Below are 19,684 nucleotides of genomic sequence, written 5' to 3'. Positions count from 1 at the left end.
GTCGGCGGGCTAGGTTGTAAGCCGTGGACGGCAACAGGTCACGCGAGGAGCCCCTGGCCGACCTGATCATGCGCGCGGAGGACGGCGCGCGCATCGTGCCCATCTTCGACCAGCTCTTCGTCGGCCGGGTCTGCCCCGGAATCGCCGAACACCGCCGACTGGTGATCAACGATCCCGGCATCTCCCGCAACCACCTCGAGATCCGCTTGGACCCCGCAACCGACCAGGCCTTCATCATCGACACCAGCACCAACGGCACGCTGCTCAACGGCGAGCGGCTCGAACGCGCCGTACCGGTTCCCCTGCGGCCCAACGACCAGATCCGGATCGGCGACGTCACGCTGAGATTCCGGTCGGACCGGTTCAACACCATCCGGGAGAACACCGGAGAGTACACCATGACCCGGATCACCGAGGAGATCATGGTGATGGTGGTCGGCGATATCACCAACTACTCGACGATCTCCGAAGTCACCGACAGCAAGGTGATCGCCGAGAGCCTGAACTACCTGTGGACCGAGCTGGGCCGGGTACTGCGCGCCCATCGCGGCACCCTGAACCACTACGCCGGCGACGCGCTGTACGCGGTGTGGGGACTGCGGGCGCTGCCCAATGCCAACGAGCTGGCCATCGACTTCGCGCTCGCCGCCAACCAAAAGGTCGAAGAACTCGCGCCCGGACTCCCGCTTCGTGAGCCGAACGGCTCGCCGATCCGGATGGGCTGGGCGGTGGTGCAGGGTAGGGCCGCGCTCGCGGCGATGACCCGCACGGTCGAAGCGGTGATCGGCGACGCGACCAACGTCGCATTCCGGCTGGCGGGCATCGCCGGACGCGGCGGGCGCCAACCCGTGATGACCACCGCCACCGTGCATGCCGCCGCCGAAACCAAATACGTCTGGGGCCCACCCGAGCAAGTGGAGATCAAGGGCCGAAGCGGAACGCAGATTGCGTTTCCGGTCATCGGCCGCGCGTAGCCGACCTGAGATAGGAGCAGTGGATGACGCCGTCGATCTCAGCAGCCGGCACAGACCAACCGATACGGGTGATCCAGTGGACCACCGGCAACATCGGGCGGCGCTCCCTGCACGCCATCATCGGCAGGCCTGACATGGAACTCGTCGGGGTCTACGCGCACGGGCCGGACAAGGTCGGCGTCGACGCCGCCGAACTGGCGGGCTGGCCCCAACCGACCGGGGTAAAAGCCACCAACGACATCGACGCGCTGCTCGCGCTGCGCCCCGACGCGTGTTGTTATAACCCGTTGTGGCCCAACATCGATGAGCTGGTGCGCTTGCTGGAATGCGGAGTCAACGTGTGCTCCAGCGCCGCCTGGATCACCGGCGGCAAACAGACGCCGCAGGACCGCCAGCGAATTGCGGATGCCTGCCGGCGCGGCGGCTCGACGATGTTCGGCAGCGGCGCGCACCCGGGCATGACGAACATGGTCGGCATGGTGCTCAGCGCCTCCTGCGAGCGCGTCGACGAGATCCGGATCACCGAGTCGGTCGACTGCTCGACCTACGAATCGGCGGAAACCCAGACCGCCATGGGGTTTTCGCAAGACCCCGCTACCCCGGGCCTGGCCGGGAGCGTGCGACGCGAAAGCGAGGTTTTCGCCGAATCGGCGGCGATGATGGCCGACGCGATCGGGGCCAAGCTGGACAAGATGACCTTCGACGTCACCTTCACCGCCGCCACCGCCGACTCCGACCTGGGCTTCATGAAGATCCCGGCGGGAACCGTCGGCGGCGTCTACGGCTACCACCGCGGCTGGGCGGGCGATCGCAACGTCGTCAGTGTCGGATTCAACTGGATCATGGGTGAGCACGTGGAGCCGCCCAAACCGCTTGAGCACGGCCACGTCATACAGGTGTTCGGATTGCCCAACATGCGTACCGTGCTGCATTGCCTACCCCCCAAGGACTGGGATGAGCCCGGGTTCATGGGCTTGGGCATGATCTACACCGCCATGCCGGTCACCAACGCCGTCCCGGCGGTGGTGGCCGCCGCACCTGGGATCGTGACGCTCGCGGACCTTCCGCCAATCACCGGGCGAGTGGCGCTTTAACGCGTGTCGTTGGCCACACGACGGCACCCCGGAGGAACGCTCTCGTCCACTAAGGTTTAGGATTCTTAGCCAAACAAAGATTCTGCCGAGCACCGGTGCGCCTGACCCGGGAAGCAAAGTCTGAGGTGGCGCGTTAGACACCAGGATCGCAAGCGGAAGGCGGTGAGATGGCTGGTCCGATTACCGGTCGCATTGGCCGCTTGGCCAAGCGAGCTTGGATACCCCTGGTCTTGGTGGTCGTCCTCGCCGTCTCGGGACTGGTCGTGTCCCGGCTGCACCGGTTGTTCGGCTCGGAGGATCTCAATGCGAACGCCGGCGGGGGGATCAAGATCGTGCAGTTCAACCCCAAAGTGGTCCGTTACGACGTCTTCGGCCCCGTCGGGTCGACTGCCAACATCAACTATTGGGACGAGAACGCCAACACCCACCAGATCGATGCCGCCGCGCTGCCCTGGTCCGTCACCGTCTCCACCACGCTGCCGTCGGTGAGCGCGAACATCATGGTGCAAGGTGACGGCAGTCGGATCGGCTGCCGCATCACCGTCGACGGCGTGGTACGGGAAGAGCAAAACGCCGACGGCGTCAACCCGCAGATCTTCTGCCTGGTGAAGTCGGCATGAGCGACCTGAACAGCAGGAGCCACCTGCGGACCGAAGACAACGAGGACACCGGGCCCATCAACACCGGCAGCGCGGCTGGCCCGGGCCACCCGCACCGGCCCTACATCCCGCACATGATCCGCATCTTCGCGGTGCCGATCGTTCTGATCTGGTTGTTCGTCACCGTCCTGGTGAACGTCATCGTCCCTCGACTGGAGGTCGTCGGTGAGGCGCACTCGGCGCCCATGGCACCCATGGATGCGCCGTCGATGCAGGCGATGATGCGCCTCGGACACAACTTCAAGGAGTTCGACTCCAACAGCACGATCATGATCGTCCTGGAGAGTCAGGGACCGCTGGGTGACGACGCACATCACTACTACGACAACCTGATTCGTCAACTGCGCCAGGATCACAACCACATCCAGCACATCCAGGACTTCTGGGGGGACCGGCTGACGGCGGCGGGCGCCCAAAGCGCCGACAGCAAGGGTGCCTACGTGATGCTGAACCTTGCCGGCAACCAGGGCACCACCCAGGCCAACGAGTCGGTCGAGGCGGTCCGCAAGGTCATCGACAAGAACCCGCCACCGGCCGGTCTTAAGGTGTATGTCACCGGTCCGGCCGCGCTCAGCGACGACATGCACGTCATCGGCAACGCCAGCCTGGCCAAGATCACCCTGTTCACCCTGGGTGCGATCGCGATCATGCTGTTGCTGGTCTACCGCTCCATCGTGACGACGCTGATCCAGCTGTTCATGACCTTCGTCGCGTTGGCGTGCGCGCGTGGCGTCGTCGCCGTTCTGGCGTACCACGACGCATTCGGGCTCACCACGTTCGCCGCGAACATCCTCACCATGTTGGCGATCGCGGCGGCCACCGACTACGGGATCTTCCTCGTCGGCCGATATCAAGAGGCCCGGCGCTCCGGCGAGGACCCAGAAACGGCCTACTACACCACCTTTCGCGGGGTGGCGCCGGTGGTGCTGGGCTCGGGTCTGACCATTGCCGGGGCCACTTACTGCCTGAGCTTCGCAAGGCTGCCGTGGTTCCACACGATGGGCGAGCCGGTGGCGATCGGCATGCTGGTGGTGGTGTTGGCCGGGGTGACGCTGGGTCCGGCCATCGTCTTCTTGGGCAGCAAGCTCGGCCTTTTCGAATCCCGGGTCGCAGCCAGCAGAGGCCGGCTATGGGGGCGGGTCGGCACCGCTGTAGTGCGTTGGCCCGCACCGGTTTTGGCCGTCAGCGCCGCGGTGGTCCTGGTCGGCATGGTCGCGCTGCCGAGCTTCAAGACGAGCTACAACGACCGCTACTACCTGCCCACCAGCGCACCGTCGAACTTAGGTCAAGCGGCCGCGGACCGGCATTTCTCCCAGGCCCGGATGAACCCCGACATGCTGATGATCGAGGCCGACCACGACATGCGTAATACGGCCGACATGCTGGTGCTGGACCGAGTCGCCAAGAACGTCATCCGAGTGGTCGGTATCGCCATGGTCCAGGACATCACCCGGCCGCTGGGCATTCCAATTCAGCACAGCTCCATACCGTTTCAGAACAGCATGCAGAGCCAGACGACCATGCAGAACATGGCCTTCTTGAAGGACCGCATGGCCGACATCCTCAGAATGGCCGACTTGCTGCAGGACCAGATCGACTACACAGAGCGCTTGTACGCGGTCACCCGTGATCTTTCCAACGCCGCTGACGACAGCGCGGCGACGACGGCGGAAACTTCGGAAATCACCGACAGATTGCGCGACCATATCGCGGATTTCGACGATTTCTGGCGGCCGATCAGGTCCTACTTCTACTGGGAGAAGCACTGTTTCGACATTCCGATCTGCTGGTCGTTGCGGTCGCTCTTCGACTCGCTAGACGGGTTCGACCAGCTTGCCGAGCAGTTCCACAAACTGACGGCTGACATCAAGCGCACCGCCGTGGCCACCCACGAGATGCTGGACTTGGTTCCGACGATGATTGCGACGCTGAAGTCCACCAAAGGCATCACGCTGACGCTCTATCAGACCTTCAAGGCGATGATCGACCAGATGGAGGCTATGAGCAACACGGCGATCGTTATGGGCCAAAGCTTCGACACTTCGCAGAACGACGACTTCTTCTACCTCCCGCCGGAAGCCTTCCAAAATCCGGACTTTCAAACGGGTTTGCGAATGTTCCTGTCACCCGACGGCAAGTCGGCGCGGTTCTTCATCACCCACCAGGGCGATCCGATGACGCCGGAAGGAATCTCCCGCGTCGACTCGGAGCGGACCGCCGCGCAGGAGGGACTGAAGCAGTCCTCCCTGTCGGACGCCAAGGTCTTCCTCGGCGGCACCGCCGCGACGTTCAAGGACATGCATGACGGCGCCAAATACGACCTCATGATTGCGGTGGTATCGGCGCTCACTTTGATCTTCATGATCATGCTGCTACTCACCCGAAGCGTGGTTGCGGCGCTGGTCATCGTCGGCACCGCGGCGAGCTCCATCGCCGCGTCCTTCGGCCTTTCCGTGCTGATCTGGCAGGACCTCTTCGGCATCAGGATTCACTGGATCGTGATGGCGCTTTCGGTGATCATCCTGTTGGCCGTCGGCTCCGACTACAACCTGCTGCTGGTCTCCCGGTTCAGGGAAGAGATCCACGCCGGACTGAAGACCGGCACCATTCGGTCGATGGCCGGGACCGGTGGCGTGGTGACCGCGGCGGGCCTGGTGTTCGCGTTCACCATGGCCGCGATGCTGGGCAGCGAGCTACGGGTGCTGGGGCAGTTCGGATCGACCGTCTGCATCGGCCTGCTGCTGGACACACTGATCGTGCGCACGCTGCTGATGCCGTCGATCGCCACACTGCTGGGCCGCTGGTTCTGGTGGCCGCAGGTGGTGCATCCGCGGGGGGACAATGCGCGTCCGAAAGTCGCCACGGCTCCGCGTCAGGGTGTGCCCGCCACGACGTAAGGCCAGGCCCGAATCCGCGTCAACCGCGACTACCGACGTCCAGGCAGACCGCGACGGCGCCGTCGCCGACGTGCACCGCCAACACCGGACCCAGCGGGGTAACCGTCGGCGGCTCGCACGCCGGTAGCCGCCGGGCCAACTCGGCCGCCACTTCATTGCCGCCGTCCGGGTTGGCGACATGGTGCACCGCAAGAACCGCCGGACCATCCCCGACCAGCTCGCAGACCCGCTCGATCATCACCGACGTCGCATGCTTGACAGTGCGTATCCGTTGAGCCAGAACGAGTTTGCCGCCGTCGATGCGCAACAACGGGCGCAGCGCCAGCGCGGTGCCCAACCATGCCTGGGCCCCGCCGATCCGCCCACTGCGACGCAAATTGTCCAGCCGGTGCACCACCATGAACGCCTGACTGCGCTTGGCCGCCGAACTGGCCGCAGCCGCGACGGTGTCCAGGTCGCCGCCGTCGGCAGCCGCCCGGGCGGCGGCCAGCACGATGAAGCCGGTACCCATCGCAGCCGACCTGGAGTCGATCACCCGAACCCGTTGGCCGATTTCGGCTGCGATCCGTTCCCCCGCACCGCAGGTTCCGGACAGCGCCGACGAAATATGTACCGCCACAACGCCATCGCCGTCGCTGTCGGCCAGCGCCTGCTGGTAGGCGGCGCGAAGTTCGGCCGGGGTGGCCGCCGCGGTGGTGGCGTGCCGCTGGTGGATGTCGTCCGGGATCTCGTCCACCCCGTCGCGCAGGTCACTGCCGTCGAGCAAGATGTGCAGCGGGACCACCCGTATCGCCAACTTCTCGCACACATCGGCCGGCAGTCGCGATGACGAGTCGGTGATGACGATGACTGCCATGGTTCAGTCGTGCGATTTCTGGTTCGGCACACCGGCTTCGGCCAGCGCCTTGAGCATCAGTTCCGCCACGGCTTGGTGCGCTTCGAAGTTCCAATGGATGCCGTCGGGGTTACCCCGTCCACTCATAATGTGTTCGCCCACAGCCGCTTTCAGATCCACCAACGGGATGTCGTGACGCTGCGCCCAGTCGGTGATTGCGGCCGCCGTACCAGCGCGGCCGTGGTGCGCCTTGCCGTACGTCTCGGCGATGTGCACCGACGGCAGTGACGCCACAATCGGAATCCCCGGCCTGTTGAAATCAATTGCGGCACGGGTCTGTTCGAGATAATCCGCGGTCAAGTGCGGCGGCAATGCCGACCTGGCGATCGGCGACAGCCGCGGCTGCACCCATGCATAACCGTCGCGGACCCAGCGCCGCAGCAGCGGCGGCCGCACGTAGCGGATCAGTTCGCGCAACGCCGTCGGCAACACCGATGGCAGCGAGTCCATCCCGCCGGTGGCGAAGATTACCGCGCCGGCTCTGGGCAGTGCCGCCCAGGACCGCGGGTCCTGCGTTGCCGCCCACCAGACATCGCGGCAGGTCCAGCCGATACGGCCGATCAGCTCCACATCCCAATCCAGTTGCGCGGCAACGATATTGGGCCAGATCCGAGGATCGTCGGCGGGTAGGCCGCCGGTAGGCCCGTAGTAGGCCAGCGAGTCGGCGAAAACCAGCAGTGTCGGGCGAGCGTCAGAGAACATCGTTGGATACCTGTGCCGAAGCGTTCCACACATCGAGACGCCAGCGGATAGCGTCGAAGTCTGCTGCATCGTCGGAATGCCCGCTCAGCTGCACCCAGCTGGCATTGCCCATCCCACCGAGCACCGGCCAGTTGGCGACCGGCAGCTTCAGCAACGCGGCCGACAGCGCTGCGATCAGTCCGCCGTGGGCCACCAGCACCACCGGCCGCGCGGGTACGGCCGCCCCGCTGTTCAGGCCCCATTCGGGCTCGCGAGAGACGATTTCGGCAACCACCGGCACACTGCGGGCTGCCACGTCAACCCTGCTTTCTCCACCGTGCGGTGCCCACGTCGCATCTTCGCGCCAGGCTAGCCGGGCACCGGGTGCTTCCGCGTCGATCTGAGTGTGAGTCATGCCTTGCCAGTCGCCGAGGTGGGTTTCTCGCAACCGCTGGTCAACCCAGACCTGCAACCCGGTCCGCTCCCCCAGCATGAACGCGGTGTCGGAGGCGCGATGCAAGTCTGAGGAGACAATCAGCAACGGTTGCAGCTTGCCCAACACCTCGGCAGCAGCGACCGCCTGGGCGCGACCCAAGTCGGTGAGCGCGCTGTCCAGCTGCCCCTGCATGCGGCTAGCCGCGTTGAAGTCGGTTTGCCCGTGCCGCAGCATCACCAGACGACGGATCCTCATTGGGCACTCGCCGCGTTGTCGGGGCCCAAATCCACCTGGATCATTGGGCAGTCACGCCAAAGCCGGTCCAGCGCATAGAAATTGCGTTCGTCCTGATGCTGGATGTGTACGACGATGTCGCGGTAGTCCAGCAGCGTCCACCGGCCCTCGCGAGCACCCTCGCGAGGCGCCGGCTTGTAACCGGCCCGGCGCATCTTCTCTTCGACTTCGTCGACGATGGCGTTGACCTGCCGCTCGTTGGATGCCGAGGCGATGACGAAGCAGTCGGTGATGACCAGCTGATCGGAGACGTCGATGACGACGACATCGTCGGCCAGCTTGGACGCCGCCGCCCCGGCGGCAACCGTTGCCATGTCGATGGCTTCCTGGGTGGCCGTCATGTGTTGTTCCCCGCGGCCAGCGGCGCCGGACTGATGTGCCCCTCCGGTTTGCGGTACAGCCGCCGTTTCGAGACGTACTGCACGACGCCGTCGGGCATCAGGTACCACAATGGCCGGCGCTGTTCGGCCCGATGACGGCAGTCCGTCGACGAGATGGCCAGGGCCGGAATCTCGACCAGGGTCAACGCGTCCTCAGCCAACTCGTCCAAGACGCCGGTGATGTGGTCGTGGCGCAATTCGTAGCCGGGGCGGCTGACCCCGATGAACCGCGCCAAATCGAACAGCTCCTCCCAGCCCTGCCAGGACAGGATGGTGGCCAGCGCGTCGGCGCCGGTGATGAAGTACAGCTCGGAATCCGGGTTGAGCGCGTGCAGGTCGCGCAGGGTGTCCCTGGTGTAGGTGGGGCCGTCGCGGTCGATGTCGACCCGACTCACCGAGAACCGCGGATTCGAGGCGGTGGCGATCACCGTCATCAGGTACCTGTCCTCGGCCGCCGAAACCCGGCGGCGACCCTTCTGCCAGGGCTGACCGCTGGGGACGAACACCACTTCGTCGAGCTTGAACAGGTGCGCCACCTCGCTGGCAGCAACCAGGTGGCCGTAATGGATGGGATCGAACGTCCCGCCCATGACGCCCAGCCTGCGCAGCTGCTTTTGCATGGTGTGCCAGCTTACTGGAGCAGCGACGACGGCAATGTCCAACCGGGCTCGCTCGTCACACCTGCCACTTCAGTACCAGAACGCGGGGCATGTTGCAGTATGCACTTCGATAGCGCCGGTGATATCGGATTCCAAGGTCGGTTGTGCCAAGTCTGACAGGGGCTGGCGTGGCTGATGTGACTCGTGTGACCCGGCTCCCCGCCGTCAGACCGGAAGCAGCTGGTCGATGACCGTGGCCAACTGGCTGGCGGACCGGCATTCGTGCATGGTGATCACTTCTTGGTAGCGCGGCACCGCCGAATCCCCGCTGCCCCAAAGGTGTTTGGGCTCGGGGTTGAGCCAGTGCGCGTGCCGGCTGGCGGTCACCATGTGGGCCAGCAGCTCGGTTTCGGGGTTGCGGTAGTTGGTGCGACCGTCCCCGAGCACCAGCAGCGAGCTGCGCGGTGACAGCACGTTCGGAAACGCCTGCACGAACGACGCGAAGGCATTGCCGTAGTCGGAATGTCCGTCGCGGCTGTAGACACCGGCTTCCCGGGTGATCCGCTGAATCGCCACCGCCAGGTCGGCCTCCGGGCCGAACATGTGGGTCACCTCGTCGGTGGTGTCGATGAAGGCGAATACGCGTACCCGCGAAAACTGTTGGCGCAGAGCATGTACCAGCAGCAGGGTGAAGTGGCTGAACCCCGCTACCGAGCCGGACACGTCGCACAGCACCACCAACTCCGGCCGCGCCGGGCGCGGTTTGGCCAGCACCACGTCGATCGGCACTCCGCCGGTGGACATCGACTTGCGCAACGTCTTGCGCAAGTCGATCACTCCCGCACGGCTGCGCCGCCGCCGGGCCGCCAGGCGGGTGGCAAGGGTGCGCGCCAGGGGTGCCACCACCCGTTGCATCTGCCGCAGTTGCTCACCCGAGGCGCGCAGGAACTCGACATTCTCGGAAAGCTGTGGGATGCCGTACATCTGGACGTGGTCGCGGCCGAGTTGCTCGGCGGTGCGCCGTTTGGTTTCCGCGTCGACCATCTTGCGCAGCTGCGTGATTCGCTGCGCGGCAAGGGCTTTGGCGATCTGCTCCTGCGTCGGCGTGGGTTCGTCACCGTACGGGGCCAGCAGCCCCGCCAGCAGCTTGCCCTCCAGTTCGTCCAGCGCCATGGCCTTGAGCGCCTGATACGACGAGAACGACGGCCCTCGGCTGGAGTTGTATTTGCCGTACGCCTCCACGATCCGGGCGATCATCGCGACCAGTCGCTCATCCATGTCGGCAAGTTCAGGGTTCTCGGTGAGCAGATCGAGCAGCATCTGGCGCATGGCCTCGACGTCGTCGGGCGGCAAGCCGTCCGATTCGCCCGAGCCCGTCTCCTCGTCCAACACCACCGCCCGCGCACCAAGGGCCGCGGGGAACCACAGGTCGAACATGGCGTCGTAGGTCTCGCGATGATCGCGCCGGCGCAGCACCGCACAGGCGATGCCCTCACGCAGCACCTCACGATCGCCCAGCCCGAGGGCGGCCATCACGCGTCCGGCATCGACCGTCTCGGACGGGCCCACCGAAATCCCTGCCGCCCGAAGCGCTTCCACGAACCCGACCAGATGACCGGTCAGCCCGTGCGGGGCCAACGGCCGGGTCGGACGGATACGGCGGGTGGCCATTAGTTCAGTCTCAATTCCCCGGCCGCGCGCTGCTGGTCGGACTGGTGCTTGAGGACCACACCGAGCGTCGCGGCCACCACCGCGTCGTCAATCGTGTCCAGCCCGAGCGCGAGCACCGTGCGACCCCAGTCGATCGTCTCGGCGATGGACGGCAACTTTTTGAGCTGCATCCCGCGCAGCACCCCGATGATGCGCACCAGCTCCTCGGCGAGGTGCTCGGGCAGCTCGGGAACCCGGGACAACAGAATGCGGCGTTCCAGCTCGGGGCTGGGAAAGTCGATGTGCAGGAACAGGCAGCGCCGCTTGAGCGCCTCGGACAATTCCCGGGTGGCGTTGGAGGTCAACAGAACAAACGGCGCGCGCTCGGCGGTGAGCGTGCCCAGTTCTGGGACGGTCACCGCGAAGTCGGACAGCACCTCCAGCAGCAGGCCTTCGATCTCGATGTCGGCCTTGTCGGTCTCGTCGATGAGCAGCACCGTCGGCTCGGTGCGACGGATCGCGGTCAACAGCGGACGGGACAGCAGAAACTCCTCGCTGAACACGTCGGTTTTGGTCGCCTCCCAGTCTCCGGACCCGGCCTGGATGCGCAAAATTTGCTTGGCGTGGTTCCACTCGTACAGCGCACGGGCCTCGTCGACACCCTCGTAGCACTGCAGCCGGACCAGACCCGACCCGGTGGCCTGCGCGACGGCGCGCGCCAACTCCGTCTTGCCGACGCCGGCGGGTCCTTCCACCAGCAGCGGCTTACCGAGCCGATCGGCCAAGAACACCGCCGTCGCGGTGGCGGTGTCCGGCAGATAGCCGGTTTGGGCCAGCCGTCGCGAGACGTCGTCGATGTCGGCGAACAGCGGCGCCGGCCGTGCGGGCACACTCACAATCGAATTCTCCTAGGTACGGGCGTCAGGCCGGACGAATCTGGCCGTCTCCCCACGCGATCCACTTGGTCGAGGTCAATTCCGGCAATCCCATCGGACCGCGCGCATGCAATTTCTGTGTGGAGATGCCGATTTCGGCGCCGAAGCCGAACTGCTCGCCGTCGGTAAAGGCCGTCGACGCGTTCACCATCACCGCGGCCGCATCGACGCCGTCGGTAAACCGTTGTGCCGCAGCCATATTCGTGGTGACAATGGCCTCGGTGTGTCCGGTGCCGTACTCGTTGATGTGCGCGATCGCGGCGTCGACGTCCTCGACCACCTGCACGGCGATGTCCATTGACAGGTATTCGCGGCGCAGCGCGTCCTCGTCGGGATCCAGATGCACCGTCACCCCGGCCTCCTGCAGGGCCCCCAGCAGTCGGGGCATGGCCTGATCGGCGATCGCGGCGTCGACCAGCAGCGTCTCGGCGGCGTTGCAGACACTGGGTCGTCGGGTCTTGGAGTTCAACAGGATTCGCTCGGCCACGTCGAGATCGGCGCATTCGTGGACATAGACGTGACAGTTGCCCACACCGGTCTCGATGGTGGGCACCTGGGCCTCGCGGACCACCGCGTCGATCAAGCTGGCTCCGCCCCGTGGGATCACCACGTCGACCAGGCCGCGAGCCTGGATCAAATGGGTGACGGTGGTCCGGTCCTGCGCCGAGAGCAGCTGGACGGCATCGGCGGGCAGATCCTCGCCGGCCAGCGCGGCGCGCAGCACCTCGACTAGCGCGTGGTTGGACTTCGCCGCCGACGAGCTGCCGCGCAGCAGCACCGCATTTCCCGACTTGAGCGCCAATCCGAACGCGTCGACCGTGACGTTGGGCCGTCCCTCGTAGATCATGCCGACCACTCCGAGCGGAACGCGCTGCTGGCGGAGCTGCAATCCGTTGGGCAGGGTATAGCCGCGTAGCACCTCACCGACCGGATCCGGTAGCCCCGCGACCTGGCGCAGCCCGTCGGCGATCCCGTCGATACGTTGCCGGTTCAGGGCCAACCGGTCCAGCATCGCGGCCGGCGTGCCGGCGGCGCGGGCGGCATCCAGATCTTCGGCGTTGGCCGAGAGGATTTGCTCCGCGTGCGCCACGATCGCCTCAGCCGCGGCCTTCAGCGCGTGATCCTTGGCGACCGTCGGCAACAGCGCGAGGGCACGCGAAGCGACCCGGGCCCGGCGTGCGGCGTCGTGGACTTCCTGGCGCAGGTCACGCTGCTGGGCCGTCCCGCGCTGGGATGGGGCTTGCAGACTCATTTATTCAGGGTATCGGCGTTAACCGGAGGGTGGCGTCTCACCCCACCGGTTCGCGCTTGGCCACCTGCCGCACTTTGCTTCGCCGTTCGTCGAGAATGTGACCGAAGCTCTGCATGAGCATCGGTTCACGTGTCACCAGGTGCTCGAGGCGTTCACGATCGATCACCAGCGCGGCGACTTCCTCCAGCGCGTACGCGGTCGCCAGGTTCGGTTGCCTGGTCAGTGCGGTCAGTCCCAGAAACGAGCCGGCTTCCAGCGTGCTGATCGGCGCGATCGACCCGTCGTCGGCGCGTGCCGTCAGCTGGACGCGGCCCTCGACCAGGAACGTCATGCCGTCGGGCACCTGATCAACCGCCTCTACGACTTCGCCGGCGCCATAGCGGACCAGCCGCGCGCACGAAAGAAGCGACCGCTGTTCGTCCAGGCTGAGCCGCAACGCCGGCGCTACCACCGTCCGCACCGCACTCTCCACCCGCTGGGTCGTCGAATACTCGTCGTCGGCGTCGTCGAGGCGCAAGCCCTCCCGCCGCGCGGCGTACCAGATCCAGCGCAGGAAGGTGGCCCGCGCCGCGCCTTCGTCCGCGGGCGAATCCAGCCCGATCGTCGTGCGATACTCGGCGCCACCGAGCGACACCGACTCCGCCACGCTGCCCGCCTTGAGCTGCGGAAGCGTGCGGGCCACACGCGACAAGGTGGCACACACTCGATCGGGCGGGTCGACGGCCGAAAAGGTGGTGGTGATGGCCAACTTGTGCGTGCCCAGTGGGCGACTGAGGTTGGTGAACGCGGTGCTGGCCAGCATTGAGTTGGGGGTGACCCGGATTCCGCTGCCGGTGTCAATGTGCACGGCCCGCCAGTTCACCTCGACGACGCGGCCCCGCGCAGTCCCGGTGTCCAGCCACTCATTCATCCGGAATGGCTGCTCCAACAGCATGAACAGGCCGGACACGATCTGGCCGACGGAGTTCTGCAGCATCAGGCCGATGACGACCGAGGTGACGCCCAGCGCGGTGAACACGCCGCCGACCCGAACACCCCAGACGTAGGACAGGATCACCGCCAGGCCGACGCCGATCAGGGCGAAGCGGGCAACGTCGACGAAGATGGCGGGCAATTTCTTGCGCCAGCTGTCTTCCGGCGCGCCCTCGAACACGGTGGCGTTGAGCCCGGACAGCAACAGAACCAGCACCAGAAACCCGAAGACTGTGGTCAGGGTTCGCACTACGCCTTCGCGTGCCGGGATCTCCGAGGCCTTGACAAGCAGCAGGAGCAGCGCGCCCAGTGGCACGACATAGTTCCGCAACAGGCTGACCTGCCGTGCCATGCGATGGTTGCGGCGGGCCAGCAGATCATGCAACTCGGTCAGTGCGATCAGGACTATCGGCAAGCCGATCGCGATGCCGATCGCCCAGTAGAACCACGACGAGCTGAGTATGTTCATTACCGCTCCGACAACCGGTAGATCGACTGTTCAATGCCACCGACCGAAATCCGGCCGGCCGGCGTGAACTGCCGCGCCTCTCGCAGCGTCTCGTACACTTGCGAGGTCACGAAAATGCCGAGTTGTGGTGTGCCACTGTGCATTTGATATGCGAGACTGACCGCGCCACCCCACATGTCGTAGACCAGGTTTGACCGGCCCACCAGCCCGCTGACCACGTCGCCGGTGTTGATGCCGACCCGCAGACCCAACTGGTGGCCGGTTTGATTGTTGAACCGATCGACGATGTGGTCGATCTGCAGGGCGAAATCGACGCTTCGGTGGATGCTGTCGAGTCGCGGGGTGACCACCCCGCAGCTGGCCAGGTATCCGTTGTGGAAGGTCCGAATGCGTTCCACGCCAAGGGCTTCAGCTGCTGCGTCGAACTGCCGGAAGAGTTCGTCGACGGTGCCGACCAATTCGTTCTCCGGCAGAGTACTGGACATCTCGTCCAGACCGACGATGTCGGCGTAGATGATGGCGACGTCCTGGTGCCGCTGCGCGATTGTGGTTTCACCCTCGCGGTATCGCTGGACCACCGACTCCGGCATCAGCGACAGCAATAGGCGGTCGTTTTCTCTGCGCTGCTCCTCGAGCAGCTCTTCCTTGATGGCCAAATTACGGCTCATTTCGTTGAAAGCCGCTGTGAGATCACTGATTTCGTCTCGTCGTGTTACCGGAATGTTGATGTCGTAGTCGCCAGAGCTGATCTTTCGAGTGCCCTCTTCGAGCCGCCGGATGGGCCGTACCGCTCGTTGAGCGGCGAACATCGAGGCCACGCAGATGACGAAAATCATTCCGCTGACCGCGATTGCCAGCCTCTTGCTGAAGCTGCCCAGCCGCGCATAGGCAGCCGAATCGTCCCGCGTCGCCAGGATCGACCAGTGCAAGTCCGAGTTGGGCACGTCCAAGGGGGCATATGCTTCCAGCTCTCGGTTGCCGGTGTAGTCGGTCGCGATGACGACTCCGGACTCGCCGCGCTGGGCGGCACGAAGACCCGCGCCGGCCACCGGCTGTACCAGCGTCGTCCCGCCCAACCGGAGCGCTCGGTCCACCACGTCGGGCGGCGTCCCGGCGGCAATCGCATCGCGCCGATATGCTTTCGGGTCCTCAAGGAAAAGCCGTGAGTCGGAACGCATCAGGTTGTCCGGACCCGCCAGATAGGTTTCGGTAGCGGCCCCGACGCCGGCGGCCTGCCAGTTTTTGTTGGCGGTCATGAGCTTGTTGATCTTCGCGATCGGCACCGGCAGCGCCATGACGCCGTCGATCTTCCCGTTCATGCCTACCGGCGATACCACCCATGCCGTGGGGGCATCGAGCAACGGCTGGTAAGGCTGGAAGTCGGTGATCCAGACGTAATCTACGTCGTTGGAGGCCAACGCTTTTTGATACGCCTCCCGCAGTTTGGATTCGCGATACGGGCCGGTGAGAATGTTGGTGCCGAGATCGGGGCCTTTCTGCACGGAATAGACGACGTTGCCCTGCATGTCCAACAGCAAGGCGTCGCGATAGTCGAAGCGGCTGGTGATCCCGCGTATGTAGAAGTCGAACCGGGCATTGGCGGCCGACCAGGCGCTACCGTCACCGGCGTCTTGGACCGGCATCGAGTCGCTCCTGGGTGCGGCCGTGTAATGCGCCTGAAGGTATTTCTGTGCATTGGAACCGGGCAGGATGGCGTTGAGATCGAGCGCGTCACCGGTTATCCGCCTGATCGGTTTGATCATCTCGTTTTCGTAGTAGGTGACCAGCGCCTGCTGCTGAGCGGGACTGATCGTCGCGTTGGCCAATTGCGAGAAGGCTGCGGTGAGCGCCGTCGTTGCCTCGTTGATGCCGAATCCGCCGCTGTAGACGATCAGCGAATTCGTCACCTCGCGAAAAAGCGACTCCACTCCTCGCTTCTGCGACTCGCGCAATTCGATCAGCCGGTCGTACTCGACTCCGCGTAATGCGTTGCGGCCCGATGAACCTCCGATAAGGCCAATAGCCGCTACCGACAGGATGCTGGATAACAACAGCGCGACCATGATCTTGGACTGGATGCCGAACCGGAAACGCCTCCGCAGCAAAGGACGACGCGCGCGCATTTTGCCCGCGACGGTGGTTTCGCCCTCAGGAACTGCAGGCTCGTCCGATGTCAATCGTTTCCTTTCCGTCACGGGCCTTTGCTTGTTCTACGTCAGGCGGATAACGCGCAGACTAACGAGCCGACCGCAAGATAATCACGATTGCGGCAAACTGCCCTAATGGGCAGGCGCCCGCAAACGAAACCTCCCCGCACCAGTAGGTGTGGTGCGGGGAGGCGGGTATCAGCGGGTTAGGTGCCCGGAGCAGGGGCTGGCGGCGCACCCGGTGCCGGACCCGCGGTCGGCGACGCACTGGGCGAGGCCCCGGCCGGCACATTCGACGTCCAAATCAGGATGTCTTGCAGCCCGTCGTTGTAGACGACACCATTCGGCGGCGCACCCGTCACGTCGAAATACAGGGTGCCCGTCGATTCGCTGCCTTGCGGGATGGGCGCCGGGTTGAGGCCGTTGGGGACCTCGACTTTGTCGATCAATTTGTAGTTCTGCCCGTTGGGTCCACGCGCCATGAAGTCTCTGACCATTGGAGTGACGGTTCCGCTGTCCGACCTGGCGGTGATGTCTGCCTGGTAAATCGTTCCCTTGGGCGTATAGCCGGGGATCGCAACGTTGCTGCGCACCAGGTTGCTCACCGTGTAGGTGGTGGTCATCGGCCCGTCGACCAGCGATTCAGGGGTACCGAATCCCTGGATGTTGGGCGCGGCGGAGGCACTTGGCGCCGTGAAAGCGCTTACCACTGCTATTCCGGCGGCAGCGATGGCCGTTTTGGCCGTAGTCGTTGAGAGTTTCACTATGGGCTCCTTCATTCTGTGGGTCGAGCGGTTACCCAAAGGCGAAACCGCGCTCGAATCGGCATAACCATCTCCGGCAGTCTCAAACATGATTACGTCGCTTACCTACGCAAAACTGACCGGTTCATTCTCGAATCGAACACCGCAATTGATTACCGGAGCGGGTATGTGGATGGACTCAGGCATGCAGGCTGGGCCGGTAGGTGAGCTCCTGGATATTGCCGTCGAGCGTTCGGGTGTCGATCAGCTCGAGGTCGAAGTCGGCCGCGCCCCGAAAGATCGGATCAGCACCGGTCTGACCGGTGATCACGGGGAAAATCGTCACCTGGACGCGGTCGACCAGGCCCGCGGCCATCAGCGCTCGGTTCATCGACAGGCTGCCGTGCGAGCGCAGCGGCACCTTTGACTCCTCCTTGAGCCGGGCGACGACATCGACGGCATCGCCCTTCACGACGGTCGCGTCAGGCCAGTCGAGAGGTCCGTTCAAGGTGGTCGACACCACCGTCGCCGGCAGGTGCCTCATCCGGGTGACCCACGGGTCGTTCACCTCGGACTCCTCGGTGCTCTCGGCCAGCAGTTGGGCGAACAGCCGATAGGTGTTGGCGCCGAAGACCATTCGCTGCTTCTCGCCGTACAGGGCGAGGCGGTGGTCGAGCAGTTCGGGGCCTTGCTTGCCCCAGTAGCCGCCCCAGTCGCCGCCGCTGACACCGCCGAAGCCGTCGAGGCTGGAAAAGACGTCGAAGGTGTAGGTGGCGGTCATGATGGTCTCCTCGAGTGCGGATGATGGCGGGGTCGGGCATACAGACCGCAAAGCACGACAAAACTCATCGCCCCGCCCGTCGACCACTAACGTCGACGGAATGACACCGCGGGTGTGCGTGGTCGGCAGCGTGAATATGGATGTGACGATGCACGTCGAAACGCTGCCGCGTCCGGGTGAGACGGTGCTGGCGTCGTCGCTGACCCACTCTCCCGGGGGCAAGGGCGCCAACCAGGCCGTGGCGGCGGCGCGCGCCCGGGCAGCAGTACAGTTCGTCGGCGCGGTTGGCGACGACGCCGCCGCTGAGCGTTTGCGGGCTCACCTGTTGGCCAACGGCGTGGGGTTGGACGCGACAGTGGCCGTGTCCGGGCCCAGCGGGACGGCGATCATCGTGGTGGATGCCAGCGGTGAGAACTCGATCGTGGTGGCGCCGGGCGCCAATGGCCGGCTCAGCCCGGAAAATGCCCATGTGCGCGCGGTGATCTCCAAGTGCAATGTGTTGCTGACCCAACTCGAGATTCCGGTCCCCGCCGCACTCGCCGCGGCGCGGCAAGCCCGGTCGGCCGGGGCGATCGTCATGGTCAATGCCTCCCCGGCGGGCCAAGATCCCAGCGCGCTGGCCGAACTCGCGGCCGTTGCCGACGTCGTCGTCGTCAACCAATCCGAGGCCGACGAATGGCCTTGGCGGCCACGTCATTTCGTAGTTACGCTCGGTCCGCGCGGGGCCCAGTACGTCGGTGCCGACGGCGAATTCGAGGTATCGGCTCCCACGGTCGCGGCGGTAGACACCACCGGGGCAGGCGACGTGTTCGCCGGAGTCCTGGCCGCGCACTGGCCGCGCAGCGCGGACGCGGCGCAGCGGCGGCGGGCTCTGCAGCGCGCGTGCGCCGCCGGCGCGCTGGCGACACTGGTGCCCGGCGCCGGTGATTGCGCGCCGGATGCCGAAGCGATCGAGAGGGCGGCACCCTAATCACGGTGACAGCAACGGATTCGTCGACCCTTCTATGCGCTGCTACGACGTCCCCGCACACCGTTGCGGACATCCTGGCCTGGTCTCGGCAGCCGAAAACACCAGGCCCGCGCGCCTGCCCATTACCGCGAAGAAGCTCAACAACGATGGATGTGACAAATGTTACTAATGTGGCAATTTAGTATTTAGCGGCGTGAAAATCACGCTCATTGAACATTTGTTTAATTATGTCGTCGATATATCAATCGCGATGGCATCTCTTCACCAGCCGATTTCCACCGCCCGGGATAAGTCGGCTGCAGATCGTACGTTCGGCTGATATCGATAGTTGGCCCGCGATGCCATTCTGTGAGCATCTCGTGACCGGCCCGCGACCCGGAGATGATGCGGATGATCGACATCGTATGCAATTGAACAACATTGCGTGATGCCCGTTGTCCGCAGTGATTCGCAACGCGTCATAGATTGCGCGTGAAATTCGGCTCGACCCTTCTGCCCAAATTTGTGCTGCCTGTTAATGGATCGGCCGTTGATCGATTGTGCGCGGAAACGTACTCCGCGTGCGTAACTTCCATCAAATTCGTAATAACCAAGAAATTTGGAGAAACCATGAAGAAATTACTCGGCGCACTGGCAATGGGCGCGCTCGTGGCTGGTGGGACAGCCTTCGCCGCGCCGGCCCAGGCAGACCCGTGCGGTGGTGCGTACACCCCGTGGGGTGGTGGCGCGCAATGCGACTTCAACTTCACCGCAGCCGGCCACACACATTGCGTCCACGTGGTCGCCCCGTTCGTCAACACCTGGAATTGCTCTTGGGTGCCGAATTGACGATCGAGGTAGCTGGGGTACCGGACTG

18 protein-coding genes are annotated in these 19,684 nt (G+C 64.9%); 6 read left to right on the top strand and 12 right to left on the bottom strand.

Annotated elements, in window-relative coordinates; translation table 11 throughout:
- Positions 1-23: 23 nt before the first annotated feature.
- From AC5Y2L_RS07030 to AC5Y2L_RS07015, 4 genes are all read left to right on the top strand, one after another.
- Positions 24-974 carry an FHA domain-containing protein gene (locus AC5Y2L_RS07030; RefSeq protein ID WP_499934098.1) on the top strand — a complete coding sequence of 317 codons (951 nt, stop codon included), beginning with the start codon at positions 24-26 and terminating at the stop codon, positions 972-974.
- A 23-nt stretch (positions 975-997) separates the two neighbouring features.
- Positions 998-2,068, top strand: a complete 1,071-nt coding sequence (locus tag AC5Y2L_RS07025) for an NAD(P)H-dependent amine dehydrogenase family protein (protein WP_499934096.1) — start codon at positions 998-1,000, stop codon at positions 2,066-2,068.
- A gap of 167 nt (positions 2,069-2,235) precedes the next feature.
- Positions 2,236-2,688: an MmpS family transport accessory protein gene (locus AC5Y2L_RS07020; RefSeq protein WP_499934095.1), complete on the top strand. Its 453-nt coding sequence runs from the start codon at positions 2,236-2,238 to the stop codon at positions 2,686-2,688.
- The gene (locus tag AC5Y2L_RS07015) at positions 2,685-5,624 is read left to right on the top strand and encodes an MMPL/RND family transporter (RefSeq protein ID WP_499934094.1); all 2,940 of its coding nucleotides are present in this window, start codon (positions 2,685-2,687) and stop codon (positions 5,622-5,624) included. The genes AC5Y2L_RS07020 and AC5Y2L_RS07015 overlap by 4 nt, the downstream gene beginning before the upstream one ends.
- Before the next feature lie 19 nt (positions 5,625-5,643).
- On the opposite strand, the gene AC5Y2L_RS07010 is transcribed toward AC5Y2L_RS07015, so the two are convergent.
- From AC5Y2L_RS07010 to AC5Y2L_RS06955, 12 genes are all read right to left on the bottom strand, one after another.
- Positions 5,644-6,480 carry a DegV family protein gene (locus AC5Y2L_RS07010; RefSeq protein ID WP_499934093.1) on the bottom strand — a complete coding sequence of 279 codons (837 nt, stop codon included), beginning with the start codon at positions 6,478-6,480 and terminating at the stop codon, positions 5,644-5,646.
- Positions 6,481-6,483: 3 nt separating this feature from the next.
- Positions 6,484-7,221: a diglucosylglycerate octanoyltransferase gene (gene octT / locus AC5Y2L_RS07005; protein ID WP_499934091.1), complete on the bottom strand. Its 738-nt coding sequence runs from the start codon at positions 7,219-7,221 to the stop codon at positions 6,484-6,486.
- Positions 7,211-7,891: a glucosyl-3-phosphoglycerate phosphatase gene (gene gpgP, locus AC5Y2L_RS07000; protein ID WP_499934090.1), complete on the bottom strand. Its 681-nt coding sequence runs from the start codon at positions 7,889-7,891 to the stop codon at positions 7,211-7,213. The genes octT and gpgP overlap by 11 nt, the downstream gene beginning before the upstream one ends.
- On the bottom strand, positions 7,888-8,271 hold the full coding sequence (gene rsfS, locus AC5Y2L_RS06995) for a ribosome silencing factor (protein ID WP_499934088.1): 384 nt from the start codon (positions 8,269-8,271) through the stop codon (positions 7,888-7,890). Before rsfS ends, gpgP begins: the two co-directional genes overlap by 4 nt.
- Positions 8,268-8,930 carry a nicotinate-nucleotide adenylyltransferase gene (nadD, locus tag AC5Y2L_RS06990; RefSeq protein ID WP_499934087.1) on the bottom strand — a complete coding sequence of 221 codons (663 nt, stop codon included), beginning with the start codon at positions 8,928-8,930 and terminating at the stop codon, positions 8,268-8,270. The genes rsfS and nadD overlap by 4 nt, the downstream gene beginning before the upstream one ends.
- A gap of 204 nt (positions 8,931-9,134) precedes the next feature.
- Positions 9,135-10,580, bottom strand: coding sequence for a vWA domain-containing protein (locus AC5Y2L_RS06985; RefSeq protein ID WP_499934086.1), 1,446 nt, complete (start codon positions 10,578-10,580; stop codon positions 9,135-9,137).
- Positions 10,580-11,455 (bottom strand): AAA family ATPase, encoded by an 876-nt coding sequence (locus tag AC5Y2L_RS06980; RefSeq protein ID WP_499934084.1) that lies wholly within the window; start codon positions 11,453-11,455, stop codon positions 10,580-10,582. Before AC5Y2L_RS06980 ends, AC5Y2L_RS06985 begins: the two co-directional genes overlap by 1 nt.
- 25 nt (positions 11,456-11,480) lie before the next feature.
- Positions 11,481-12,746, bottom strand: coding sequence for a glutamate-5-semialdehyde dehydrogenase (locus AC5Y2L_RS06975; RefSeq protein WP_499934083.1), 1,266 nt, complete (start codon positions 12,744-12,746; stop codon positions 11,481-11,483).
- 37 nt (positions 12,747-12,783) lie between these two features.
- The gene (locus AC5Y2L_RS06970) at positions 12,784-14,187 is read right to left on the bottom strand and encodes a mechanosensitive ion channel family protein (RefSeq protein ID WP_499934082.1); all 1,404 of its coding nucleotides are present in this window, start codon (positions 14,185-14,187) and stop codon (positions 12,784-12,786) included.
- Positions 14,187-16,310, bottom strand: coding sequence for an adenylate/guanylate cyclase domain-containing protein (locus AC5Y2L_RS06965; protein ID WP_499934293.1), 2,124 nt, complete (start codon positions 16,308-16,310; stop codon positions 14,187-14,189). The genes AC5Y2L_RS06970 and AC5Y2L_RS06965 overlap by 1 nt, the downstream gene beginning before the upstream one ends.
- A 230-nt stretch (positions 16,311-16,540) precedes the next feature.
- Positions 16,541-17,113, bottom strand: coding sequence for an MPT63 family protein (locus AC5Y2L_RS06960; protein WP_499934080.1), 573 nt, complete (start codon positions 17,111-17,113; stop codon positions 16,541-16,543).
- A gap of 163 nt (positions 17,114-17,276) precedes the next feature.
- Positions 17,277-17,858: a dihydrofolate reductase family protein gene (locus AC5Y2L_RS06955; protein WP_499934079.1), complete on the bottom strand. Its 582-nt coding sequence runs from the start codon at positions 17,856-17,858 to the stop codon at positions 17,277-17,279.
- 100 nt (positions 17,859-17,958) lie between these two features.
- On the opposite strand from AC5Y2L_RS06955, the gene AC5Y2L_RS06950 reads away from it, so the two are divergent.
- Together AC5Y2L_RS06950 and AC5Y2L_RS06945 are read left to right on the top strand one after the other, a co-directional pair.
- On the top strand, positions 17,959-18,828 hold the full coding sequence (locus AC5Y2L_RS06950) for a ribokinase (protein ID WP_499934078.1): 870 nt from the start codon (positions 17,959-17,961) through the stop codon (positions 18,826-18,828).
- 471 nt (positions 18,829-19,299) lie between these two features.
- Positions 19,300-19,656, top strand: a complete 357-nt coding sequence (locus AC5Y2L_RS06945; protein WP_499934077.1) for a hypothetical protein — start codon at positions 19,300-19,302, stop codon at positions 19,654-19,656.
- Positions 19,657-19,684: the final 28 nt, after the last annotated feature.

Source organism: Mycobacterium sp. NGS66 (assembly GCF_059812225.1).
Note: the sequence above shows the minus strand (reverse complement) of the source record. Positions and strands in the feature narration are given on the sequence as shown.